Origin of the sequence: Brenneria izadpanahii (assembly GCF_017569925.1) — a bacterium.
GTDB lineage: Bacteria > Pseudomonadota > Gammaproteobacteria > Enterobacterales > Enterobacteriaceae > Brenneria > Brenneria izadpanahii.
In genome coordinates, this window is the sequence record NZ_CP050854.1 from 3,751,346 (window position 1) to 3,765,067 (window position 13,722).

General features: G+C 52.2%; 12 protein-coding genes and 1 pseudogene. 12 read left to right on the forward strand and 1 reads right to left on the reverse strand.

The features are described 5' to 3' along the window. Positions 1–293: 293 nt before the first annotated feature. The 4 genes from HC231_RS16755 to HC231_RS16770 all read left to right on the forward strand — a co-directional run bounded on the left by HC231_RS16755 (position 294) and on the right by HC231_RS16770 (position 3,541). Entirely contained in the window at positions 294–1,190 is an 897-nt protein-coding gene (locus HC231_RS16755; RefSeq protein ID WP_208227876.1) for a glutamate/aspartate ABC transporter substrate-binding protein, read from the forward strand. Between the two features lie 207 nt (positions 1,191–1,397). Further along, positions 1,398–2,138, forward strand: a complete 741-nt coding sequence (locus HC231_RS16760; RefSeq protein WP_208227877.1) for an amino acid ABC transporter permease — start codon at positions 1,398–1,400, stop codon at positions 2,136–2,138. Between the two features lie 3 nt (positions 2,139–2,141). Continuing rightward, on the forward strand, positions 2,142–2,816 hold the full coding sequence (gene gltK, locus HC231_RS16765; protein WP_208227878.1) for a glutamate/aspartate ABC transporter permease GltK: 675 nt from the start codon (positions 2,142–2,144) through the stop codon (positions 2,814–2,816). Then, positions 2,816–3,541, forward strand: a complete 726-nt coding sequence (locus tag HC231_RS16770) for an amino acid ABC transporter ATP-binding protein (RefSeq protein WP_048635679.1) — start codon at positions 2,816–2,818, stop codon at positions 3,539–3,541. Before gltK ends, HC231_RS16770 begins: the two co-directional genes overlap by 1 nt. Before the next feature lie 481 nt (positions 3,542–4,022). On the opposite strand, the gene HC231_RS16775 is transcribed toward HC231_RS16770, so the two are convergent. Beyond that, the gene (locus HC231_RS16775) at positions 4,023–4,505 is read right to left on the reverse strand and encodes a zinc ribbon-containing protein (RefSeq protein WP_208227879.1); all 483 of its coding nucleotides are present in this window, start codon (positions 4,503–4,505) and stop codon (positions 4,023–4,025) included. A gap of 307 nt (positions 4,506–4,812) precedes the next feature. Here HC231_RS16775 and leuS point away from each other — a divergent pair, with 307 nt between their 5' ends. The 8 genes and pseudogenes from leuS (at position 4,813) to mrdB (ending at position 13,713) form a co-directional block, all read left to right on the forward strand. Next, positions 4,813–7,395 (forward strand): leucine--tRNA ligase, encoded by a 2,583-nt coding sequence (leuS, locus tag HC231_RS16780; RefSeq protein ID WP_208227880.1) that lies wholly within the window; start codon positions 4,813–4,815, stop codon positions 7,393–7,395. A 14-nt stretch (positions 7,396–7,409) separates the two neighbouring features. Beyond that, a complete protein-coding gene (gene lptE / locus HC231_RS16785) occupies positions 7,410–7,970 on the forward strand; it encodes an LPS assembly lipoprotein LptE (RefSeq protein ID WP_208227881.1) in 561 nt (186 codons plus the stop codon). Then, positions 7,967–9,001, forward strand: coding sequence for a DNA polymerase III subunit delta (holA, locus tag HC231_RS16790; RefSeq protein ID WP_208227882.1), 1,035 nt, complete (start codon positions 7,967–7,969; stop codon positions 8,999–9,001). The genes lptE and holA overlap by 4 nt, the downstream gene beginning before the upstream one ends. Next, the gene (nadD, locus tag HC231_RS16795) at positions 8,991–9,680 is read left to right on the forward strand and encodes a nicotinate-nucleotide adenylyltransferase (RefSeq protein WP_208227883.1); all 690 of its coding nucleotides are present in this window, start codon (positions 8,991–8,993) and stop codon (positions 9,678–9,680) included. Before holA ends, nadD begins: the two co-directional genes overlap by 11 nt. A 180-nt stretch (positions 9,681–9,860) precedes the next feature. Beyond that, entirely contained in the window at positions 9,861–10,178 is a 318-nt protein-coding gene (rsfS, locus tag HC231_RS16800) for a ribosome silencing factor (protein ID WP_208227884.1), read from the forward strand. A gap of 3 nt (positions 10,179–10,181) precedes the next feature. Further along, on the forward strand, positions 10,182–10,652 hold the full coding sequence (rlmH, locus tag HC231_RS16805) for a 23S rRNA (pseudouridine(1915)-N(3))-methyltransferase RlmH (protein WP_208227885.1): 471 nt from the start codon (positions 10,182–10,184) through the stop codon (positions 10,650–10,652). A gap of 35 nt (positions 10,653–10,687) precedes the next feature. After that, a complete protein-coding gene (mrdA, locus tag HC231_RS16810; RefSeq protein WP_208227886.1) occupies positions 10,688–12,592 on the forward strand; it encodes a peptidoglycan DD-transpeptidase MrdA in 1,905 nt (634 codons plus the stop codon). 9 nt (positions 12,593–12,601) lie between these two features. Beyond that, a pseudogene (gene mrdB, locus HC231_RS16815) lies at positions 12,602–13,713 on the forward strand (peptidoglycan glycosyltransferase MrdB). Positions 13,714–13,722 lie beyond the last annotated feature (9 nt).

Consider the following 13,722-nt stretch of genomic DNA (forward strand, 5'->3'; position numbering starts at 1 on the left):
TTTTTTTATTGATTCACTCAAAGACGGCACAGATTCAGGGCAACAATTGCACTACTTTTGTGCATGATAATTTTATTGCTACCGAACGGTGCAGGGTGTCTCGCAAAAAATAAACATTTCTACATCAAACCATTTACAATAAGCTATTTTTAACAGTATACGTCGTTACTTCGCTCTTTGGCGGTGCATGATTTTCGTACCGAGGGAAGTACAGAACGTCATCATTATTTAGCGGCATAACTTTAGCGTCACAAACAACTACAGCGCCATAACTACAGCAAAGGAGTTCAAACATGCAGATGCGTAAACTGGCACTATCACTGCTTCTACTTAGTACCACAGCCAGCCTGGCCCAGGCGGAAGATCTGACTGGCACGCTGAAAAAAGTAAAAGATAATGGCGTTATCGTTATCGGCCATCGGGAATCATCCGTTCCTTTCTCTTATTACGATAACCAGCAAAAAGTCGTCGGTTACTCTCAGGCTTATGCAGATAAAATCGTAGAAGCCGTGAAGGAAAAACTGGGTGCGCCTAATCTGCAGGTCAAACTGCTGCCGATTACCGCTCAAAACCGAATTCCTCTGCTGCAAAACGGCACATACGACCTGGAATGCGGTTCGACGACCAACAATCTGGAACGTCAGAAACAGGTCGCTTTCTCTAACACCATCTTTGTTATCGGCACGCGCCTGTTAACGAAGAAAGGCTCCGGCATTCACGACTTCCCCGATCTGGCAGGAAAAACGGTGGTCGTGACCTCCGGCACCACATCCGAAATTCTTCTGAACAAGATGAATGAAGAAAAACAGATGAAATTACGCATCATCAGCGCTAAAGACCACGGCGATTCTTTCCGTACGCTGGAAAGCGGCCGTGCGGTAGCCTTTATGATGGATGACGCCCTGCTGGCCGGCGAACGCGCTAAAGCAAGAAATGCCGATCAGTGGGATATTGTCGGTACGCCGCAGTCAAGAGAGGCTTACGGCTGTATGCTGCGTAAAGACGATCCGCAGTTCAAGACGCTGGTTGATGACACTATCGCGCAAGTAGAAACCTCCGGCGAAGCGGAAAAATGGTTTGATCGCTGGTTCAAACAGCCGATCCCGCCAAGAGATCTCAATTTGAACTTTGAGCTTTCCGACGAAATGAAAGCCCTGTTCAAAGCGCCGAATGATACGGCTTTAGACTGATTAATAATGACAATAAAGGCAGTGTATCTGCCTTATGATTGCTGATTCGTGGCAGGACAGACGGGCATATGATGGTCGTTCCCCATCATGTGCCGGTACCCAATAGATTTCGGGATGCAGGAAGGCGGCAGCTTGAAAGATGGCGGGTACATCGCCACTCATCAATCTTCGGGGTAGCTTCGCTACCCTTTTTTACCGGAGTTTGTTATGTCAATAGATTGGAACTGGGGCATATTCCTGCAAAACGCCCCATTTGGTAACACCACCTATCTGGGGTGGTTGTTGTCCGGCCTGCAAGTCACAGTCACATTGTCCATCTGTGCCTGGATTATCGCGTTTTTACTTGGTTCTCTACTTGGGATTTTACGTACCGTCCCCAACCGTTTTATCGCGGGCATTGGTACTTGTTATGTTGAATTATTCCGCAACGTGCCGTTGATTGTGCAGTTTTTCACCTGGTATCTGGTGGTGCCGGAATTATTGCCGACCAATATCGGTATGTGGTTTAAAGCCGAACTCGATCCCAATATCCAGTTCTTCCTGTCTTCCACGATCTGTTTGGGCTTATTCACCGCGGCCCGCGTATGCGAGCAGGTTCGAGCCGGCATCCAGTCGCTGCCGCGCGGCCAGCTGGCGGCAGGGCTGGCTATGGGGTTGACGTTGCCTCAAACCTATCGCTACGTATTATTGCCCAATGCCTATCGCGTTATCGTTCCGCCGTTAACATCCGAGATGCTTAACCTGGTCAAAAACTCCTCCATCGCCTCAACCATCGGGCTGGTGGAGATGGCGGCGCAAGCTGGGAAACTGCTGGACTACTCTGCTCACGCGTATGAATCTTTCACCGCCATTACGCTGCTTTATATCGCTATTAACGCGGTTATTATGCTGGTCATGCAGGTAATCGAGCAGAAAACCCGTTTGCCGGGCAATATGGGGAGCAAATAAATCATGTACGAATTTGACTGGACCTCGATCGGACCGAGCCTGCCGTACCTGTTGCAGGGAATGATGATTACGCTGAAAATCACATTTACTGCGGTAATCGTCGGCATTATCTGGGGAACGATTCTGGCGGTTATGCGGCTTTCGTCGATAAAACCCATCAGTTGGTTCGCCAAGCTATACGTTAACCTGTTCCGCTCCGTGCCGTTGGTTATGGTGCTGCTGTGGTTCTATCTGGTCGTGCCTAGCTTATTGCAAAATGTGCTCGGCCTGTCGCCGAAAACCGATATTCGGTTAATTTCAGCGATGGTTGCCTTCTCATTATTCGAGGCGGCATATTATTCTGAAATTATCCGCGCGGGCATACTCAGCGTTTCTCGCGGGCAATCATCAGCGGCATTGGCCCTTGGCATGACGCACTGGCAGTCCATGAAGCTGGTGATCCTGCCGCAGGCATTCCGCGCCATGGTTCCTCTGCTTCTGACGCAGGGCATCGTCCTGTTTCAGGATACGTCGCTGGTTTATGTGCTCAGCCTGGCTGATTTCTTCCGTACCGCCTCCACCATCGGAGAACGTGACGGAACGCAAGTTGAAATGATCCTGTTTGCCGGATTTGTCTATTTTATTATCAGCATTAGCGCATCAATGCTGGTCAGTTACCTGAAAAAAAGGACGGTTTGATGATTTTCCTGAAAAATATTTCTAAATGGTATGGCCAATTTCAGGTGCTAACCGACTGCTCCACGGAAGTGAAGAAAGGTGAAGTAGTCGTGGTTTGCGGCCCTTCCGGCTCTGGTAAATCCACCTTAATCAAAACCGTTAATGGCCTGGAACCTATCCAAAAAGGCGAGATTGAAGTCAACGGCATCATTGTTAATGATAAAAAAACCAATCTGGCTCAGTTACGCTCAAAAGTTGGCATGGTATTCCAACACTTTGAACTGTTTCCGCATCTGTCCATCATCGACAACCTCACGCTGGCGCAGGTAAAAGTGCTGAAACGGAACCGCGAAGAATCGCGGGTCAAAGCGCAAAAACTGCTGGAGCGAGTCGGTCTGGCGGTGCAGGCGAATAAATATCCGGGTCAACTGTCCGGCGGTCAGCAGCAACGCGTCGCCATTGCCCGCGCGTTGTGCATGGATCCCATCGCAATGCTGTTCGACGAACCGACTTCCGCGCTTGATCCGGAAATGATCAACGAAGTGCTGGATGTTATGGTCGAACTGGCTCAGGAAGGGATGACCATGATGGTCGTGACGCACGAAATGGGCTTTGCCCGCAAGGTGGCGCACCGCGTTATTTTTATGGATGAAGGGAAAATTATTGAAGATACGCCGAAAGACGATTTCTTCAATAATCCACAGTCCGATCGCGCTAAAGACTTCCTGGCGAAGATCCTGCACTAATCCATTATCTTCCTAAGAATAAAGGCTGCCCGCGAGCAGCCTTTATTTATTATTTGAATAATATAGACTGGCTCGCGCATTTAAACTGTAGCTAAGCCATTCAGGAGAAATGTTTAAATTATATATTTTCATAAAGTAAATTTAATAAAAAATATAATGTTCATCGCTACGATAATTATTTATCTCTGAGAAAAGTAATGACCACCTTCATCATAAAATGACTTATCCTAATGATTATCATGCGATTACCTATGTAAAAGAAGTCCCGCCCCGATAAGAGAAAGCGGAAAGAACAGCGAAAATATATCATTTTTTCTGTGGCGGAATCGTTATCGTTCCGATTCTACTTTTAACGTCACTTTATCCGTTTATTTCACTAAAAATAGAAAAATTATCGCCAGGATGACGCTGAAACTTACGATTATTCTCATCAATATTACATGACCCCGAATTATCACAAGGCAAAGGTTTTATCGCGCCCTCACGGCTGAAACGGCTGCCGATGAAACATGTCATGCGAGCATTTCGGGCAAAGCGGCAGAATTTCCGGCGTATAAAACGCAATATGGTGATGACACTTCTCGCAAACCAGATTGCCTAGTCCCACGACTTCACCGCTGTGATAAACGCCGTGGCGGCTGACATCCTGAAAAACCTCGCGCCATTCCAACTGCGTTTTATCGGTAATATCCGCCAGTTCCTGCCAAAGACTTTCTTTAATCACCCTCATAAAGACGCCGTCGGTAAATTCACTCTGGCTTTCATCATAGCTGCGCGCGAACTCTTCCAGATCCCGCTGCACGGCCTGAATCACCTGCTCGCTCTCTTTTTGCGTCAGCTCCGAGCCTTGTTGCAACGTTTCCCAGGCGCGTTGCACCATCTCATTGATATCGCGTTCCCCCTTGTCCAGGCGGGCGGTCACCAAAGCCATCAACTCGCGGTAGTAGCGGGCTACTTTACTCATGCTTCCTCCTGGATATGCCGGTTGAAATAAGCTACGCAATCCCTTTCTGACGTTCGCCGTCCCTCGAAGCAATAAATATTCAATCTATCCTCTTCTATTTTAGACTATTTCATCTCTGCAATGGGGACGAAAGCCGGATTTGCACGATCTTTACCCGTTTTCATATTACAGATCAGAAATATCCCCCAGTCGGGTACAGAGTATTGTTGCCTCAGCCGCTTATCAGCTATGCTATGCGGATCATTTGTTATGAATCAGAACACGCTACTGGTGTAGCTATTCTTTACTAATAGGACCCCTGGCAGCCATGCAAGAGCAATACCGCCCAGAAGAGATAGAAGCGCACGTTCAACTTCACTGGCAAGAGAAACAGACATTCAAAGTGACCGAAGAGCCTGGCAAGGAAAAGTATTACTGCCTTTCCATGCTGCCTTACCCTTCTGGCCGTCTACATATGGGACACGTTCGTAACTACACTATCGGCGACGTGATCTCCCGCTATCAACGCATGCTGGGAAAAAATGTCCTGCAACCTATCGGTTGGGACGCATTCGGCCTGCCGGCTGAAGGGGCCGCCGTTAAAAACAACACCGCTCCGGCGCCCTGGACGTACGCCAATATCGAATACATGAAAAACCAGCTCAAGCTGCTGGGTTTTGGCTACGACTGGGACCGTGAGGTCGCCACCTGTAAACCTGATTACTATCGCTGGGAGCAGTGGTTCTTCACCAAGCTGTATGAAAAAGGTTTGGTCTACAAGAAAACCTCCGCGGTCAACTGGTGCCCGAACGACCAGACCGTGCTGGCTAACGAACAGGTGATTGACGGCTGCTGCTGGCGCTGCGATACCAAAGTCGAGCGTAAAGAAATCCCGCAGTGGTTTATCAAAATCACCGATTATGCCGATCAGTTGCTCAACGACCTGGACAAGCTGGAAAGCTGGCCGGAACAGGTTAAAACCATGCAGCGCAACTGGATTGGCCGTTCTGAAGGCGTTGAAATCACCTTTGGCGTCGATGGCAGCCAGGAAAAGCTGAGCGTTTATACCACCCGCCCGGATACCTTTATGGGCGTGACCTACGTCGCCGTCGCCGCGGGCCATCCTTTGTCGATTCAGGCCGCCGCCAATAACCCGGCGCTGGCTGACTTTATTGATGAATGCCGCAACACCAAAGTCGCCGAAGCCGACATGGCGACCATGGAGAAGAAAGGCATGGCCACCGGCCTGTACGCCATCCACCCGCTTAACGGTGAAAAAGTCGCTATCTGGGTCGCCAACTTTGTGCTGATGGATTACGGTACAGGCGCGGTGATGGCGGTACCGGGGCACGATCAGCGCGACTGGGAATTCGCCACCAAATATGGATTGACCATCAAGCCGGTTATCCTGAACAGCGACGGCAGCGAGCCCGACTTATCTACCCAGGCGATGACGGAAAAAGGCCGACTGTTCAACTCCGGAGAATTTGACGGCCTGGATTTTGAATCCGCCTTTAACGCCATCGCCGACAAACTGGTTGCGCTGGGTATCGGCGAGCGTAAAGTCAACTACCGCCTGCGCGATTGGGGGGTTTCCCGCCAGCGTTACTGGGGAGCGCCAATCCCGATGGTGACGCTGGAAGACGGCACCGTCATCCCGACGCCGGAAGATCAATTGCCGGTGATTCTGCCGGAAGATGTGGTGATGGACGGCATCACCAGCCCGCTGAAAGCCAATCCCGAATGGGCAAAAACCACCGTAAACGGTCGGCCGGCGTTGCGTGAAACGGATACCTTCGACACCTTTATGGAGTCTTCCTGGTATTACGCGCGCTACACCTGCCCACAGTACGACAAGGGAATGCTGGATCCGGCCGCGGCCAACTACTGGCTGCCGGTCGATCAATACGTCGGCGGCATTGAACACGCCATCATGCACCTGATGTATTTCCGCTTCTTCCACAAGCTGATGCGCGACGCCGGTTTAGTGACATCCGATGAGCCCGCCAAACGCCTGCTGTGTCAGGGTATGGTGCTGGCGGATGCATTCTATTATGTCGGCAATAACGGCGAACGCGTCTGGGTTTCCCCGGTAGACGTGACCGTTGAGCGCGATGACAAGGGCCGTATCGTCAAAGCCGTCGTTAAAGATGGCCGCGAAGTCATCTATGCGGGCATGAGCAAAATGTCGAAGTCCAAAAACAACGGCATCGACCCGCAGGTCATGGTGGAAAAATATGGCGCCGATACCGTTCGCCTGTTCATGATGTTCGCTTCGCCGGCAGAAATGACGCTGGAATGGCAGGAGTCCGGCGTTGAAGGCGCTAACCGTTTCCTGAAACGCGTTTGGAAGCAGGTGTTCGATCATACGGAGAAAGGCCCGGTTCAAGCGCTGGACGTAGCTGCGTTAAGCGAAGAGCAGAAGTCGCTGCGCCGCGATCTGCATAAGACCATCGCCAAGGTAACCGACGATATCGGCCGCCGGCAGACCTTTAACACCGCCATCGCCGCCATTATGGAGCTGATGAACAAACTGGCTAAAGCGCCGCAGGAAAGCGATCAGGATCGCGCGCTGACTCAGGAAACCCTGCTGGCGGTTGTTCGTATGCTTTATCCGTTCACGCCGCACATTTGCTTCGCTATGTGGCAGGCATTGCAGGGCGAAGGGGATATTGACACGGCGCCATGGCCGGTTGCGGATGAAAACGCCATGGTTGAAGATACCAAGCTGGTGGTCATTCAGGTTAACGGCAAAGTTCGCGGTAAAATCACCGTCGCCGCCGACGCCAGCCAGGATCAAGTGCGTGAGCGCGCCGCCCAGGAACCTCTGGTGGCGAAGTATCTGGACGGCGTCACTGTACGTAAAGTGATTTATGTCCCTGGCAAACTGCTTAACCTGGTTGTGGGTTAAGGCAAGGAGGATCTGTGCGACATCGTCTATTCACGTTGTTGCTGGGGCTGTCGGTGTTAATCACCGCTGGCTGCGGTTTTCATCTGCGAGGCACGACACAGGTGCCTGCGCAGCTACAAATGCTGGTGCTGGATAGCAGCGATCCGTATGGCCCGCTAACCCGCGCCGTCCGTGAACAACTGCGCCTCAACGACGTAAAAATCGTTGCGGATGCCGCTCGGCAGGATATTCCCTCTTTGCGCCTTTTGAATGCGACGGAGACAAAAGATACCGTTTCTATTTTCCAGGATGGGAAAACGGCCGAATACCAAATGGTGCTGACGGTTAGAGCGCAGGTGCTGATGCCGGGCGAGAATATTTATCCGCTCAGCGTCACGATATTCCGCACGTTCTTCGACAACCCGTTGGCCGCCCTGGCGAAAGATGCCGAGCAGGATATTATCCGAAAAGAAATGCGTGAACAGGCGGCTATACAGCTGGTGCGCAAGTTGCTGACCGTTAAAGGCAGCGAAGAAGTAAAAAACCGGCAGCAAAGCCCGGAGACTGCCGCTACTCTGTCGTCTAATCGTCCATGATCCGCCTTTACCCGGAACAGCTCGGCGCGCAACTCCATGAGGGGCTGCGCGCCTGTTATCTGATCTGCGGCAACGATCCCCTTTTGCTACAGGAAAGCCTGGACAGTATTCGCCGGGCCGCCCAGCAACAGGAGTTCAGCGAACATTTTAGTTTCGCGCTGGATGCCCACACCGATTGGGACGCCATCTTCAGCACCTGTCAGTCTCTCAGCCTGTTCGCCAGCCGTCAGACGCTACTGCTGATACTGCCTGAAAACGGCCCGAACGCGGCGATGGCTGAAAACCTGGTTAAGCTATCCGGCTTATTACATCAGGATATTTTACTGATGTTGCGCGGCAACAAGCTGAGCAAAGCGCAGGAAAACAGCGCCTGGTTCAAGGCGCTGTCGAAGAATGGCGTTTATGTAAACTGCCTGACCCCGGAGCAAACGCAGCTGCCGCGTTGGGTATCTCAACGCGCCAAATCCATGAAGCTGGATCTGGACGAGGCGGCCGGGCAGCTTATCTGTTACTGCTATGAAGGAAATCTTCTGGCGCTGGCGCAGGCGCTGGAGCGCCTGTCTCTGCTTTATCCCGACGGCAAACTCACCCTGCCCCGCGTTGAGCAAGCGGTCAGCGATTCCGCGCATTTCACGCCGTATCACTGGCTTGACGCACTGCTGACCGGCAAAGGCAAACGCGCCTGGCATATTCTGCATCAGCTCAGACAGGAAGACTGCGAACCCGTAATTCTGCTGCGGACGCTACAGCGTGAATTGCTTCTGCTGCTAACCCTGAAGCGGCAGATGGCGAAAACGCCGCTACGTTCGCTCTTTGATCAGCATAAAGTCTGGCAAAATCGCAGGGATCTATTAACGCAGGCGCTACAGCGTTTGAATATGGCGCAGTTGCAACAGGCGATCGGCCTGTTGTCTAAACTGGAGATCACGCTGAAACAGAACTATGGTCAGTCGGTCTGGCCTGAACTGGAAACCCTTTCCATGATATTGTGCGGTAAAGACCTACCAGAGAGCCTGTTAGATGTTAACTAGTTCGACCCAACACGATGATTTAACAAAACAAACCGGGCATAACTCCCTGACGGCGTTTTTCGGGGGAACCTTTGACCCTATCCATTACGGGCACCTTAAACCGGTCATCGCGCTGGCAAAAATCGTTGGATTAAATCAGGTGGTTTTACTGCCGAACAATGTGCCGCCCCATCGCCCGCAACCCGAAGCCAGCCCGCAGCAACGGCGGCGAATGGTCGAACTGGCGGTTGAAGGCAACCCGCTGTTTAGCGTGGACGATCGGGAATTACGGCGCCAGCAACCGTCGTATTCGATTGATACGCTGGAAACGCTGCGCGCGGAGCTGGGCAACGCCAAACCGCTGGCGTTTATTATCGGGCAGGATTCGTTACTGACGCTGCATCAGTGGCAGCGTTGGCAGGATATTCTCAACGCCTGTCATCTGCTGGTTTGCGCCCGCCCCGGCTATCGCTCGGAAATGGATACGCCGGCGTTGCAGCAATGGCTGGAAGCCCATCTCACAAAAGATCCTCATGAGCTGCACCGGAAAACGCACGGTTTGATCTTTTTAGCTCACACGCCGCTGGTTACTATTTCAGCAACGGAAATACGCCAACGGCGGCAACAAAATCTCGGCTGCGACGATTTATTGCCCCCGGCCGTGCTGCGCTATATCGACGAGCATAATCTATACCGATAGCATCAATCGGGCCTTATACCACTCGCCAGCGGCGCATGATATACTCCGCCGCTGGTTTCAATTACAGGAAAAACCGATAATATCGGCGATTAGGCCGCGAAAACGGTCTTTCCAACTATTTAATTATTAGCGCAATAAGCGTTCATCCGTCGCCGATGAGTAACTACCGAGGGGGAACATTTGCAAGGCCAAGCACTCCAAGACTTCGTTATTGACAAGATAGACGATTTAAAAGGTCAGGATATCGTTGCACTGAATGTGCAGGATAAATCCAGCATCACCGACTACATGATCATCTGTACCGGCACATCCACCCGCCATGTTGCGTCTATTGCCGACCATGTGGTACAAGCGTCACGTGCCGCCGGGCTGATCCCGTTTGGCGTGGAAGGCGAGAACGTCGCCGACTGGGTCGTCGTCGATCTGGGCGATGTGATGGTTCACGTCATGCAGGAAGAAAGCCGCCAACTATACGAACTGGAAAAACTTTGGGGCTGAGACATGAGACTGCAACTGGTCGCCGTCGGCACCAAAATGCCTGACTGGGTACAGACGGGTTTCGCCGATTACCTGCGCCGCTTTCCAAAAGATATGCCATTCGAACTGACGGAAATTCCGGCTGGCAAGCGGGGTAAAAACGCTGATATCAAACGCATTCTTGAACGAGAAGGCGAACAGATGCTGGCGGCGGTGGGTAAAGGCAACCGTATTGTTACGTTGGATATTCCCGGTTCGCCGTGGGAAACCCCGCAGTTGGCGCAGCAGTTGGAACGCTGGAAACAGGACGGCCGGGACGTCAGCCTGTTAATCGGCGGCCCTGAGGGATTATCGCCTGAATGCAAGGCCGCGGCGGAGCAGAGTTGGTCGCTCTCTCCCTTAACGTTGCCTCACCCTCTGGTGCGCGTATTGGTGGCGGAAAGTCTGTACCGGGCCTGGAGCATTACGACTAATCATCCTTACCATCGGGAGTAAGGCGATATGATGACACACGTGAAATAATTCGCTGGATGAAAATAGAACGCAAACCCTTTCGTGATTATACGGCTGAGTCCGCCCTATTCGTGCGTCGCGCTTTAGTGGCGTTTCTGGGTGTTTTGCTGCTTTCCGGCGTCCTGGTCGCTAATCTCTATCATCTGCAAATTTTACGCGTCGACGACTATCGCACCCGCTCCAACGAAAACCGCATCAAGCTGGTGCCCATCGCCCCCAGCCGCGGTATTATCTACGACCGCAACGGTATTCCGCTGGCGCTGAACCGAACAATTTATCAGTTGGAGCTGGTGCCGGAAAAAGTAGATAACCTACAGGACACGCTGAACGCATTAAAACCGATCGTCAATCTGACCAATGACGATCTGGATAATTTTGAAAAAGAACGTAAGCGCTCGCGCCGTTTTACCTCCATTCCCGTTAAAACCAACCTGGACGAAGTTCAGGTAGCCACTTTCGCCGTTAACCAATACCGTTTTCCCGGCGTTGAAATAAAAGGCTATCAGCGCCGCTATTATCCCTACGGCTCCGCGCTGACCCACGTCATCGGCTATGTGTCGAAAATCAACGATAAAGACGTTGAGCGGCTGAATAAAGAAGAGAAACTCGCCGATTACGCCGCCACCCGCGATATCGGCAAACTGGGCATTGAACGCCATTACGAAGATTTGCTGCACGGCAAACCCGGTTATGAAGAAGTTGAAGTCAACAACCGCGGACGCGTGATCCGCCAGCTCCATGAACAACCGCCGCAGGCGGGGAAAGACGTCTACCTGACTCTCGACCTAAGCCTGCAAATGTACATAGAAAAACTGCTGGAAGGCAGCCGCGCGGCGGTTGTCGTCACCGATCCCCGCGACGGCGGAATTCTGGCGCTGGTATCGACACCCAGCTATGACCCCAATCTGTTTGTCGACGGCATATCCAGCAAAGACTATAACCAGTTGCGCAACAATCCTGACCGACCGTTGATCAATCGGGCAACGCAGGGGGTTTATCCTCCGGCTTCCACGGTAAAGCCCTACATTGCGGTGTCGGCTTTAAGCTCCGGCGTCATTACCACCAACACCAGCCTGTTCGATCCCGGATGGTGGCAGTTGCCGGGCTCGGAAAAGCGCTTTCGTGACTGGAAAAAATGGGGACACGGCCGGCTGAATCTGACCAAGGCATTGGAGGAGTCCGCGGATACCTTTTTCTATCAGGTTGCCTATGATATGGGAATCGACCGTCTAGCCGAGTGGATGAATAAATTTGGCTACGGCGAAAAAACCGGTATCGATATCTCGGAAGAAAGCGCCGGCAACATGCCGACGCGTGAGTGGAAACTCAGGCGTTTTAAGAAGCCCTGGTATCAGGGCGACACCATCCCGGTCGGCATCGGACAGGGCTATTGGACGTCGACCCCGATACAGATGAATAAAGCGCTGATGACCCTGATTAACGACGGACAGGTAAAAACGCCGCATCTGCTCTACAGCACCAGAGAAAACGGGGAGGTTGTGCCCTACAGCCAACCGGAGCACCGGCAAATTGGCGATATCCATTCCGGTTTCTGGGAAGTTGCCAAAGACGGGATGTACGGCGTGGCTAACCGCCCTAACGGCACGGCTCACAAGAGCTTTGAGGACGCGCCTTATAAGATTGCGGCGAAATCCGGCACCGCGCAGGTATTCGGTCTGAAAGAAAATGAAACCTACAACGCGCATAAGATCGCCGAACATCTGCGCGATCATAAGCTGATGATGGCATTCGCCCCCTATAATAAACCTGAAGTTGCGATGTCGATCATTCTGGAAAACGGCGGTGCCGGTCCAACCGTCGGCACCATCACCCGGCAGATCCTTGATCATATTCTGCTGGGCGATAACAATACAGACTTACCGACAGCGCCGCCGGCGCCGCCGGGCAGCGAAAGCGAGTAACCGACACCCATGACCGATAGCCAACAAAAAGGCTCGATCTGGACGAAAATCCATATCGACTTTCCTTTCCTTCTCTGCATCCTGGCATTGCTGGGCTATAGCCTATTCGTCATGTGGAGCGCCAGCGGACAGGATGCCGGCATGATGGAACGGAAAGTTGTTCAGATCGTGCTGGGATTGATCGTCATGGTGATCATGGCGCAGATCCCCCCCGAGTTTATGAAGGGTGGGCGCCTTACCTGTATGTTATCTGCTTTATTCTGCTGATGATGGTCGATATTTTCGGTCAGATCAGTAAAGGCGCTCAGCGCTGGCTGGATCTGGGAATTGTGCGCTTCCAGCCTTCGGAGATCGCCAAAATCGCGGTGCCGTTAATGGTTGCCCGTTTTATCAACCGCGATATGTGCCCGCCCTCGCTTAAAAATACCGGCATCGCGCTGGTGATTATCTTCGCGCCGACCTTGCTGGTCGCGGCCCAGCCGGATCTAGGCACCTCAATACTGATCGCCGCATCCGGGCTATTCGTCTTGTTTCTCTCCGGGATGAGCTGGCGCTTGATCGGCATTGCGGTGCTACTGCTCGCCGCTTTTATTCCCATTCTGTGGTTCTTCCTGATGCATGACTATCAGCAAGCGCGGGTGATGATGTTGCTTGATCCGGAAAGCGATCCGCTGGGCGCCGGTTATCACATTATTCAGTCGAAGATCGCAATCGGTTCTGGCGGGCTCTCCGGCAAAGGATGGCTGCACGGCACGCAATCACAGTTAGAGTTTCTGCCCGAACGTCATACCGACTTCATCTTCGCGGTGCTGGCTGAAGAATTAGGGCTAATCGGCGTACTGATTCTGCTGGCGATGTACCTGTTTTTAATTATGCGCGGGCTGGTGATCGCCGCCAACGCGCAGACATCATTCGGCCGCGTGATGGTCGGCGGACTGATGTTGATCCTATTCGTCTATGTTTTCGTTAATATCGGGATGGTCAGTGGTATCCTACCGGTTGTTGGCGTGCCTTTACCGCTGGTCAGCTACGGCGGTTCGGCGCTGATCGTCCTAATGGCGGGATTTGGTATCATTATGTCGATACATACTCACCGCAAAATGTTATCCAAAAACTTATAACCCGAGGTG

Coding starts and splice junctions, on each gene's coding strand:
- HC231_RS16775 (WP_208227879.1), bottom strand. CDS start 4,505: ATGAGTAAAGTAGCCCGCTACTACCGCGAGTTGATGGCTTTGGTGACC.
- mrdA (WP_208227886.1), top strand. CDS start 10,688: ATGAAAATAGAACGCAAACCCTTTCGTGATTATACGGCTGAGTCCGCC.
- HC231_RS16760 (WP_208227877.1), top strand. CDS start 1,398: ATGTCAATAGATTGGAACTGGGGCATATTCCTGCAAAACGCCCCATTT.
- holA (WP_208227882.1), top strand. CDS start 7,967: ATGATCCGCCTTTACCCGGAACAGCTCGGCGCGCAACTCCATGAGGGG.
- rlmH (WP_208227885.1), top strand. CDS start 10,182: ATGAGACTGCAACTGGTCGCCGTCGGCACCAAAATGCCTGACTGGGTA.
- leuS (WP_208227880.1), top strand. CDS start 4,813: ATGCAAGAGCAATACCGCCCAGAAGAGATAGAAGCGCACGTTCAACTT.
- HC231_RS16755 (WP_208227876.1), top strand. CDS start 294: ATGCAGATGCGTAAACTGGCACTATCACTGCTTCTACTTAGTACCACA.
- HC231_RS16770 (WP_048635679.1), top strand. CDS start 2,816: ATGATTTTCCTGAAAAATATTTCTAAATGGTATGGCCAATTTCAGGTG.
- gltK (WP_208227878.1), top strand. CDS start 2,142: ATGTACGAATTTGACTGGACCTCGATCGGACCGAGCCTGCCGTACCTG.
- nadD (WP_208227883.1), top strand. CDS start 8,991: ATGTTAACTAGTTCGACCCAACACGATGATTTAACAAAACAAACCGGG.